The following is an 8840-nucleotide window of genomic DNA, read 5'->3' on the forward strand; positions in this document are numbered from 1 at the left end:
TAATGTAAAATGTTACAAATGATTTTCAGAAAATATCAAAAATATGTTGGCTATTGTTATAGACAACATTCAGTAAAAAATAAAAAGAAAAGGCAACTACAGTGTATTTGATAAAAAGAAATAGGTGCTGATTGTTGGAGATTACTTTTAATTGTGCTAATAACATAGTCCATGGTAACGGCTTTAACCTCTATTACATCATAATATTTTCCCACTGTTTGAATAAATCTTTTGTGCTCCAATGATTTAGATGTCCAGGAGTATTTCCCCAATGTCTAATATATTTTCCTCGAAGAAAGTTCAAAATACACCAAAGTGGCTCGTTGGGAACACTAAACAAATAATACTTCGCATTTAGCTCTGACATTTTTTTCAGTGCTTTATCTGAAAATCCAATGTTCCAATACTTCGCAACAAACAATTAAATCTGCTTTTTCATTTATATCGATATCATAAATACTTTTAGTATAGAAGTTAACATATTCTTTGATATTATTACTTTACAAATAAAATCCTCTTCTGATATATCAAAACTATTTACGGATTTTAACTTAATGTTATCAGTAATAAATTGTGTAACTTGTCCCTTTCCACAACCACATTCAGTCATTGAATTGATATCATTGGGATCTATTAGCTTCAACAACGAAGATATTGTATTAAAAAAGTTATTCAGCAGTTTTATTGCAATTGGATTCTTGGAAGTATATTTATCCCCTTTTAAATCACTCAGAATGTTCTTATTGGAGTCCATCAGTTAGCCTATGTCATTTAGCTGTTAAGTTTAACACAATTAAATATGATACTCACAAAAAATCCGTCGGAGTTGCCCAGGTCCATGATGCGGATTGGATTTTGTAAACCTCATCCTCAAGAACAAAATCAACGGTAAAGCTAAGCATATCTGCTCTAAGTGTCGGTAATAAACTCAGATCAGTTATTGGTTTGCCTGCCATGGCGGCTGTGATTTGAACGGTTGCATTGGAATCATCCGCCCACTGTATATCCTTTATTACTGAAAAAATATGCACCGTTTTGTGTCGCATGAGTTGGAGCTGAATAACTCGCTTGACGTCATCATATTTACGTCCGGAATCGTCTTGATAGTCTTTACTCACATATTCAACAATTTCACCCAGTTTTCTCGCTTCAAATCGCTGCTCCAATCGTTCAATAGATTGTTTGAGGAGTTGGTCTTTGGTGAGTTCGGGCTCGGAAGAACAACCTATGAGAATCAAAAATAGGGAAATAGTTATTATTTGTTTTATTTTATTCATCGTTAATACAGTACCAAACCTTCAATATATTTAAAATCTTTAATGTTTAGAGTGTAAAGTTTAAAACTACCGGCTAAACAAGTGGCAGCAATTAAACTGTCTGGAATATCCAGTTGATGACTTTTTGCGTATTGCTTGATAAGTTTAATAGATATTTTTGAAATATTGGAGTTGATATGTATCACTTTGAACTTGGAACAAAACTTTTCCAAAGTGAGTAATTCTTTTTTGTTTAATGCTCCATAATAGAGTTCCATTTCTGAAATTGAAGAAATAACAAATTGCTGGTCGCTAGAATTTAACTTTTCCAGAACTTTCAGATTGCCTTTAAGAACCTCAATTAATACGCAAGTATCTAAAACAATCATTTCCAGGCTTCTTTTCGTATAGATTCTTTTGAAATATCTCTGTCTTTCCAAATTCCAACAAATTGAGATAAATCATCCCTGTTGTGCTTTTGGTTTTCAACCCATTCACGCAAAGCAATAGTGATTGACTCGGTAATATTTTTCCCCTCTGTCAATCTTTTCACTTCTTCAATTAATTCATCGGATATTAATGCTGTAACTTTCATACGATAAATTATACGATAGCCGATTTAAAATTGCAATTATCTGTTGATCTGTATGATTGGTTCTTCCTTTTTCCGTCATTTCGAGTCAACGAAGCGAATCGAGAAATCTTGTTGATATCTATGCGTATCATCCATGATGCTTACCATCATCCCTGAGGGCTTGCGTGAAAATTCTTTCCAGAAGAATTTTTCTCCATGCGCTATGCTTAGCCGTAAGGTGGGCGCAGCCCACCCTACAATTTTTACAATATGAATGATAAAAAATTAACCAATCAACCTATTCAAAGTCTCACTCGGACGCATGGCTTTGGATAGTTTTTCAGGGTTCGGGAAGTAATATCCACCAATATCGACTGCATCACCTTGAGCATCAAGCAATTCTTGAGTGATTTTACCCTTATTATCGGATAAATCTTTTGCTAATTGAGTGAACTGTGACTTGAGTTCGGAATCATCATTTTGTTCGGACAGAGCCTGAGCCCAATACATTGTCAGGTAGAAATGACTGCCACGGTTGTCAATTTCGTTGACTTTGCGCGATGGGGATTTCTTGGTTTCCAGAAATTTGGCGGTCGCATTATCTAATGCTTTTGCCAAAACTTTTGCTTTGGCATTGCCGTTGAGACCGATTTCTTCGATGGAAACAGCCAATGCCAGAAATTCACCAAGTGAGTCCCAACGCAAATGTCCTTCACTGACAAATTGTTGAACATGTTTAGGAGCGGAACCGCCAGCTCCGGTTTCATACAAGCCACCTCCGGCGAGCAATGGAACAATTGAAAGCATTTTTGCTGAAGTTCCCAGTTCCAGAATCGGGAATAAATCGGTCAGATAATCACGCAGAACATTGCCTGTGACAGAAATCGTATCCAAGCCTGCTGTGACTCGTTCACAGGTGTATCTCATCGCCTCAATCGGTGATTTGATAGAAATTTCTAATCCGCTTGTATCATGCTGAGGCAGATATTTTTCAACTTTTGCAATAATGCTTCTGTCATGAGCTCGGTTGGAATCGAGCCAGAAAACAGCGGCGCTTCCGGTGTTTCTCGCACGAGTGACACCTAATTTAACCCAATCCTGAATCGGCAAATCCTTGGTTTGACACATGCGCCAGATATCGCCTTTTTCAACTTCGTGTTGCATTAAAACATCACCGGCTTGATTGATAACTTGTACTGTTCCAGCTTGTGGAATTTCAAAAGTCTTATCATGCGAGCCGTACTCTTCCGCTTTTTGTGCCATCAAGCCAACATTACAAACATTGCCCATTGTAGTGACATCAAAAGCACCGTGTTCTTTGCAATAACTGATGATTTCCTGATAAATTCCGGCATAACAACGATCCGGAATACAGGCTTTCATATCCTGTGGTTTGCCGTCTTTATTCCACATTTTGCCCGAAGTGCGAATCGCTGCCGGCATGGAGGCATCAATAATCACATCACTAGGCACATGCAAATTGGTAATCCCTTTGTCAGAATCAACCATTGCCATATCCGGTCCATTAGCGAAACATTTTTCAATATCCGCTTCAATTTCGGAGCGTTTATTTTCATCCAGCTCTGAAATTTTGTTCAAAACATTACCAAAACCATTATTGGCATTCACACCTAATTGCTCAAAAGTATCAGCATGTTTATCAAAAACATCGGCAAAGAAAACTTTTACTGCATGTCCGAACATGATGGGATCGGATACCTTCATCATGGTTGCTTTCAAATGCAATGAAAACAAAACACCCTGCTGTTTTGCTTCTCTGATTTGTTCGGCAAAAAAGGCTCGTAAGGCTTTAACACTCATACGAGAGGAATCAATAACCTCTCCCGCTTGCAATGGTGTGCTTTGCTTTAAAACAGTTTCGCCATCAGCGGTTTTCAAAACAATCTTAACATCATCTTCAGCATCCATCACAACGGATTGCTCGCTGGAATAGAAATCTCCATCAGTCATGTGTGCTACATGAGATTTGGAATCACAGTTCCATGCTCCCATTGAGTGCGGATTGGCTTTTGCAAAAGCTTTAACCGGAGCAGCCACACGACGATCGGAATTTCCTTCACGCAAAACCGGATTAACTGCTGAACCTAGATTCTTCGCATATCGGGCTTTGATTTCAACTTCTTTCTCATTCGCCGGTTCATCCGGATAATCAGGAATTGCATAACCATTACTTTGCAACTCGGCAATGGCAGCTTTCAATTGCGGAACTGATGCTGAAATATTAGGAAGTTTAATGATATTGGCTTGCGGTTTTTTCACCAAAACTCCGAGTTCTGCCAAAGCATCCGATTGCTTTTGTTCATCCGTCAAATAATCGGAAAAATTAGCTAAAATTCTTCCACTCAAAGAAATATCGCTGGTTTCGACATTGATGCCGGCAGTTTGTACGAATTTCTGTACGATAGGTAAAAAAGAAGCTGTTGCCAAAGCCGGCGCTTCGTCAGTTAGTGTGTAGATGATGGTTGGTTTTGTCATTGCAAATCTCTCAGTAATTTTATTCTGAATATCAACCTGACATTATAATGGATTTGCTGAACAGATAACAGAGTTGAAGAAATTGCTCTCTTTAATTTAAACTAAAGTCTATGCGGTCATCCCTCACACATATCATGTAATTTGGTGATGGTTTTCCAATTACGGGTTGTCGCCTGCACTCCGAGTTTTTTCTCGATAAAAACATTGGAGAGTTTCGTCTCTCCATATCCATTAGGACAATAGAGATAAATATTTTCTTCTTTTACAACCAATTGTTCCGGCTCTTTAACATAGCTCATCAGTGTTTCGACTTTGTCGGTATCAGGTGCTTCCGCCAGCATTGTTAATAGATATTTTGCTCCATCAGCTTCCAAGTTGATTGAGCCACATGGAGTATTATTCAAAATATTTTGCAAATCTTCATGACTGCGGATAATTACAGGAACATCAAAGCCAAAGGTGTCTTTTATGGCTTTTTCTAAAATTTGTTTCAGCTCTGAGTTGTTATCTATCTCTGAATTAAATATCACATTGCCACTTTGAATATAGGTTGTCACATCAGTACAACCTGAATCCTCAAACATCTTCTTTAAATCCTCCATTTTAATTTTTTTGTGGCCGCTGACATTAATTCCACGCAGAATGGCTACTTTTTTCATAGGCTATCGTTTTGTTTTTCAAATTTATAAACATTTTAGCGTAAGATTGTGAGTATCTGATATTTCAGCAAGGAATTTCATGTTTAAAATAATCGTTTTAGTTTTTATAACAGGTGCAGCAATGGCAGGCGAAACATTAGATTTTTTGAGAAAAGAAATCTTCGATACAGAAGCGGCTTTCAACGAAATGGCGACCAAAAAAGGATTAAAAACTGCATTCCTGCACTTTGCAGCTGATGATGCAGTCATTATGAGAAATGATAAGCTATATAAAGGCAAAGAAGAAATTGCTCAATATTTTGATAATCACTCTATCGTATTTAGTAAATTTCTCTGGAAACCGGATTTTATTGATGTCGCCGAATCTAAAGAATTAGCCTACACCTATGGTCAATATCAGTACGAATACACTGATAAAGACGGAAATCTGAAATCCGGAGAGGGAATTTTCCACACCGTTTGGAAAAACAACCTGATGGCAGTTGGAAGTACGTTTGGGATTAAAATTCTAGAGACTTTGCTCGATTCTATAACTTCTTGCCTGTATAAAGCATATAAACATTACTGCGTTTATAAATTCCGGAAAACTTCTGCTTAATCATTTCATCATGCACAAAACCATTTTTCTCATACAGATGAATAGCAGCTTCGCAGATTTTATTGGTTAGCAGAAACAGAGTTTTACATCCGGATTATTCTCACAATCTTCTATGACTTTTTTCAACAAAATCTCACCGGCTTTTAATCCACGGGATGACTCCAAAACACCCATTTTGGTGAGTTCATACCAACCTTCATCGTATTTTTTGACTGCACAGGTTCCGATAATCCCCAGTTCAGGATTTCTGGCAAACCAAATTTGTCCACCCTTATCGATGATGTGTTTTTGAGGTTGTGACAATACTTGCTCATCAATCGCCTCCATGACAAACATATCACTGACCCATTGTTCGTTGATTGAATAAAATACTCTGCCAGCTCCGGTTGCCAGGGAATAATTTCAACTTCTAAATTTTTAATTGTCATATGATTTCTCAGATATTACATAGTATTTATATTGAATATTGTTAAAAATATCAAAAAAAAACTGAAATTTTCAACCATTCTCAGGTTTTGAGAATGAACTGTCTATAATTAAAACTGTTCCAAAAGGAATATCGCCGATTTAATAGACAACTTGCGGGCGATTCACAAATACGGCTAAAGCGTGGCGTTTGCTTGCTCCTCAATCCGTCCTGCTTTTTTCATTATTCAGGAGCGAGGAAAAAACCATGAATGCAAAAACAAAAAAACTCTTACCGGCACCCAACTGTATTTTTTGTAACAAAACCATTGAACAAGTCGGTGGAAAGCGAATTGTTCATCAGCGAGTTAGAGGGATAAAATTATCAAAAAAGTTTCAGGGTGGCGGTAATAAAGACTACCCTTTTCAATCATTTAAACTGAGTGAAAATCCTGAGACTTATGTTGTGGTGTGGGGAATATGGTCGATATGGTCACAATCTAACATTAACAACGCAATCGAACTATTCAAACAAAATTTACATCCATGGTTCTGCCAAAAATGTGGTCACAGAACCTGTGACAAATGCCAGGAACCAATAAACATGCCCATGGGATCTGATGTGATTTATGAAGATGGGGATATCAGGCATGTGATGGTAATTGGAATAAACCCCGGGTGCATAAACCCAAAATGTACAAATTTTAAAAATATCGTCATTCCCGCGAAGGCGCACTAGTGTCCGGTTAAATTTTTAGAGTTGTTTGAAGCTTGCAATGTTTGGTTTTGCGGTATATAACCAGTTTTCAGACTTAAAAATCCATGTTGAAGAGTTTGAAACGATTTTCTTTGACCATTTGATGCTTTAAATTGCAAGCAATTTCATTCAAAACTTATCACACATATTGCTTTACGGCATTCTCAAACCAAAATATGTTTTTAGTTTCAACTAGCTATCATATAATTCAAACGTGAAACGCTGTTTTTCAGAAGCATTAAGCACTACGATTAAACATTTGTGAATCTGATGGGCTTCTTATCCACATAAATAGAACCATAAGTCTTTATTGATTTTGATTCCCACCGCCGGGCTGTGGGTTAGATGAATGATTTGGTCTGTGGAATTATAGCCTCATTTGCTCTCAATGTTTCTTTAACAAAATTTAATGATATTAGTTTGCACGAACAATGAAAAAGGATTCATTGTTTTATCCAAGTTATACGTATAATCTAAAACATATAGGCTTTTGGTTTCGTTCGTGCACAATAATATCATGAAAGTGTTAAATGGAAACATTGGAGAAAGATCAGGCCATAATTCCAATGTCAGACCAAATCATTCATCTAATGCCCACAGCCCCGGCGGGGAGAATCAAAATCAATAAAGACCTTATGTTACTATTTATGTGGATGAGAATGACCCTAGATTCACAAATTTGTTTAGGCCTGATACGTCTGTAAGCTTCTGAAAAATGTAGAGCGTTTCATTTTGAAGTGTTCAATGATAGTGGCTATTGAGTATTAAAACCACTGATAAGTTATTTGGTATGAAATTGTCCAAAAAGCATAATAAATGGTGAATGTTAATCGATTTACAATTATAAATGGATTATTCATAAAAACAGAATAAATACTACTTTATCGACGGCAAGGAAAAACAAATGCTTATAAACTAAACATTGCAATGCTTTCAGAACATACTCTAAAAATTTAACCGGACACTAGTGCGCGAAGGCGGGAATCTGATGAAAACACCGTTATTTTCTCCTTTGCAGAAATAACAAGCACGATTTAGATACAAACATAAAGAGGTTATTATGACTAAAGAAATCAAAATCGAAGACGAATTCAAAAAGCAATACCAACTCCGTGGCAAAAATGATAAAGATTTCTTTAAGACTTTTGCCAAAGAAAACGGCATGTCTGAAGATGAATTATTTCGCTTGATTGCTCGTGAACGAGGACAGACAGAAGACGAATTTGAAAACGACCTGCTTGTCCAATGGGCTCTTAATCGAATGCAAGAAAACAATGGAACGATCAGAGTCAAAATTGAAGATTTATAAATACTAAACAGAGGAAAATATTATGAACAGACTCAAAAAAGAAGAAGTCAAAAAACAAAAACAACTGGAAAAAGGGTTGTCTGACAATCAACTGGAGTTATTACAGAAAATCATGAACTGCCGTGAAAATTTTGAACGATTGCACAATTCGATTCATGGCGTTTTATTTCCCGAAGAATTCGACTTTATGCTTGATGACAATGTCGATGCTAAAGACAGACAACGAGGCATAAACCCAATGAGCAAAGATTATCAAAACAAAGTCAACGCCAAAAGACAAAAACTCGGACTTAAACCACTTTCTGAAAATGGCATGTGCGAAAGTGACGATTCTAAAAAATACAGTCAGGAATTGGCTATACAGTTCCTTGTTGATAAAGAGGTTAATAAAAACAGAATTTTGGAAGTGTTTGGATAAATAACATTCGGGTAGTTGGTAATTTTTTGGATAAAGTTATTAACTTTTAAAATAATGTTGGATGAATAGCTGATACCAACCAATCCTTTTGAAAGTAAAAACCGTCATACCTGCGTAGGCAGGTATCTCAAAAACAGAACTTCCGATATACTTTTTAATGTTGTGCATCTGAGGAAAAGACACGATAAAAACCTCCCCTTTTGAAAGGGGATTGAGGGGAATGTTACAAAACATCGTCATATCCAGTGTAGTCGAGATATCCCATCCTGTCATCCTCTGGCTTGACCAGGGACCAAACGGCAGGACAGCCGTTTTGCCACGCGAAGCGACCCGAGGGGCTCGAAGCAGGAGCGGAGAGACAATCCAGA

General features: G+C 37.0%; 11 protein-coding genes. 4 read left to right on the plus strand and 7 right to left on the minus strand.

Annotated features, from left to right (window positions below; genetic code table 11):
• Positions 1–806: 806 nt before the first annotated feature.
• The 5 genes from R3F25_13215 to R3F25_13235 form a co-directional block, all read right to left on the minus strand.
• Positions 807–1277: a hypothetical protein gene (locus R3F25_13215; protein MEZ5497758.1), complete on the minus strand. Its 471-nt coding sequence runs from the start codon at positions 1275–1277 to the stop codon at positions 807–809.
• Between the two features lie 2 nt (positions 1278–1279).
• A complete protein-coding gene (locus R3F25_13220) occupies positions 1280–1645 on the minus strand; it encodes a type II toxin-antitoxin system VapC family toxin (GenBank protein MEZ5497759.1) in 366 nt (121 codons plus the stop codon).
• Entirely contained in the window at positions 1642–1851 is a 210-nt protein-coding gene (locus R3F25_13225) for a type II toxin-antitoxin system VapB family antitoxin (protein ID MEZ5497760.1), read from the minus strand. Before R3F25_13225 ends, R3F25_13220 begins: the two co-directional genes overlap by 4 nt.
• A 264-nt stretch (positions 1852–2115) precedes the next feature.
• Complete coding sequence (locus R3F25_13230) at positions 2116–4326, minus strand: NADP-dependent isocitrate dehydrogenase (protein ID MEZ5497761.1); 2211 nt, start codon at positions 4324–4326, stop codon at positions 2116–2118.
• A 116-nt stretch (positions 4327–4442) separates the two neighbouring features.
• Positions 4443–4985, minus strand: coding sequence for a DUF1697 domain-containing protein (locus tag R3F25_13235; GenBank protein ID MEZ5497762.1), 543 nt, complete (start codon positions 4983–4985; stop codon positions 4443–4445).
• A gap of 79 nt (positions 4986–5064) precedes the next feature.
• Between R3F25_13235 and R3F25_13240 the strand changes: the two genes are divergently transcribed.
• The gene (locus tag R3F25_13240; protein ID MEZ5497763.1) at positions 5065–5583 is read left to right on the plus strand and encodes a hypothetical protein; all 519 of its coding nucleotides are present in this window, start codon (positions 5065–5067) and stop codon (positions 5581–5583) included.
• A gap of 66 nt (positions 5584–5649) precedes the next feature.
• Here R3F25_13240 and R3F25_13245 read toward each other — a convergent pair whose 3' ends face one another.
• Positions 5650–5919, minus strand: a complete 270-nt coding sequence (locus R3F25_13245; protein ID MEZ5497764.1) for a GNAT family N-acetyltransferase — start codon at positions 5917–5919, stop codon at positions 5650–5652.
• Positions 5920–6256: 337 nt separating this feature from the next.
• Between R3F25_13245 and R3F25_13250 the strand changes: the two genes are divergently transcribed.
• The 3 genes from R3F25_13250 (at position 6257) to R3F25_13260 (ending at position 8472) form a co-directional block, all read left to right on the plus strand.
• A complete protein-coding gene (locus R3F25_13250; protein ID MEZ5497765.1) occupies positions 6257–6727 on the plus strand; it encodes a hypothetical protein in 471 nt (156 codons plus the stop codon).
• Between the two features lie 1078 nt (positions 6728–7805).
• On the plus strand, positions 7806–8054 hold the full coding sequence (locus tag R3F25_13255; protein MEZ5497766.1) for a hypothetical protein: 249 nt from the start codon (positions 7806–7808) through the stop codon (positions 8052–8054).
• A 22-nt stretch (positions 8055–8076) separates the two neighbouring features.
• Entirely contained in the window at positions 8077–8472 is a 396-nt protein-coding gene (locus R3F25_13260) for a hypothetical protein (protein ID MEZ5497767.1), read from the plus strand.
• A gap of 39 nt (positions 8473–8511) precedes the next feature.
• Here R3F25_13260 and R3F25_13265 read toward each other — a convergent pair.
• A partial coding sequence (locus R3F25_13265; protein ID MEZ5497768.1) for a hypothetical protein occupies positions 8512–8840 on the minus strand: 329 nt, incomplete at its 5' end.

Source organism: Gammaproteobacteria bacterium, from assembly GCA_041395445.1.
Lineage (GTDB): Bacteria > Pseudomonadota > Gammaproteobacteria > Xanthomonadales > Marinicellaceae > NORP309.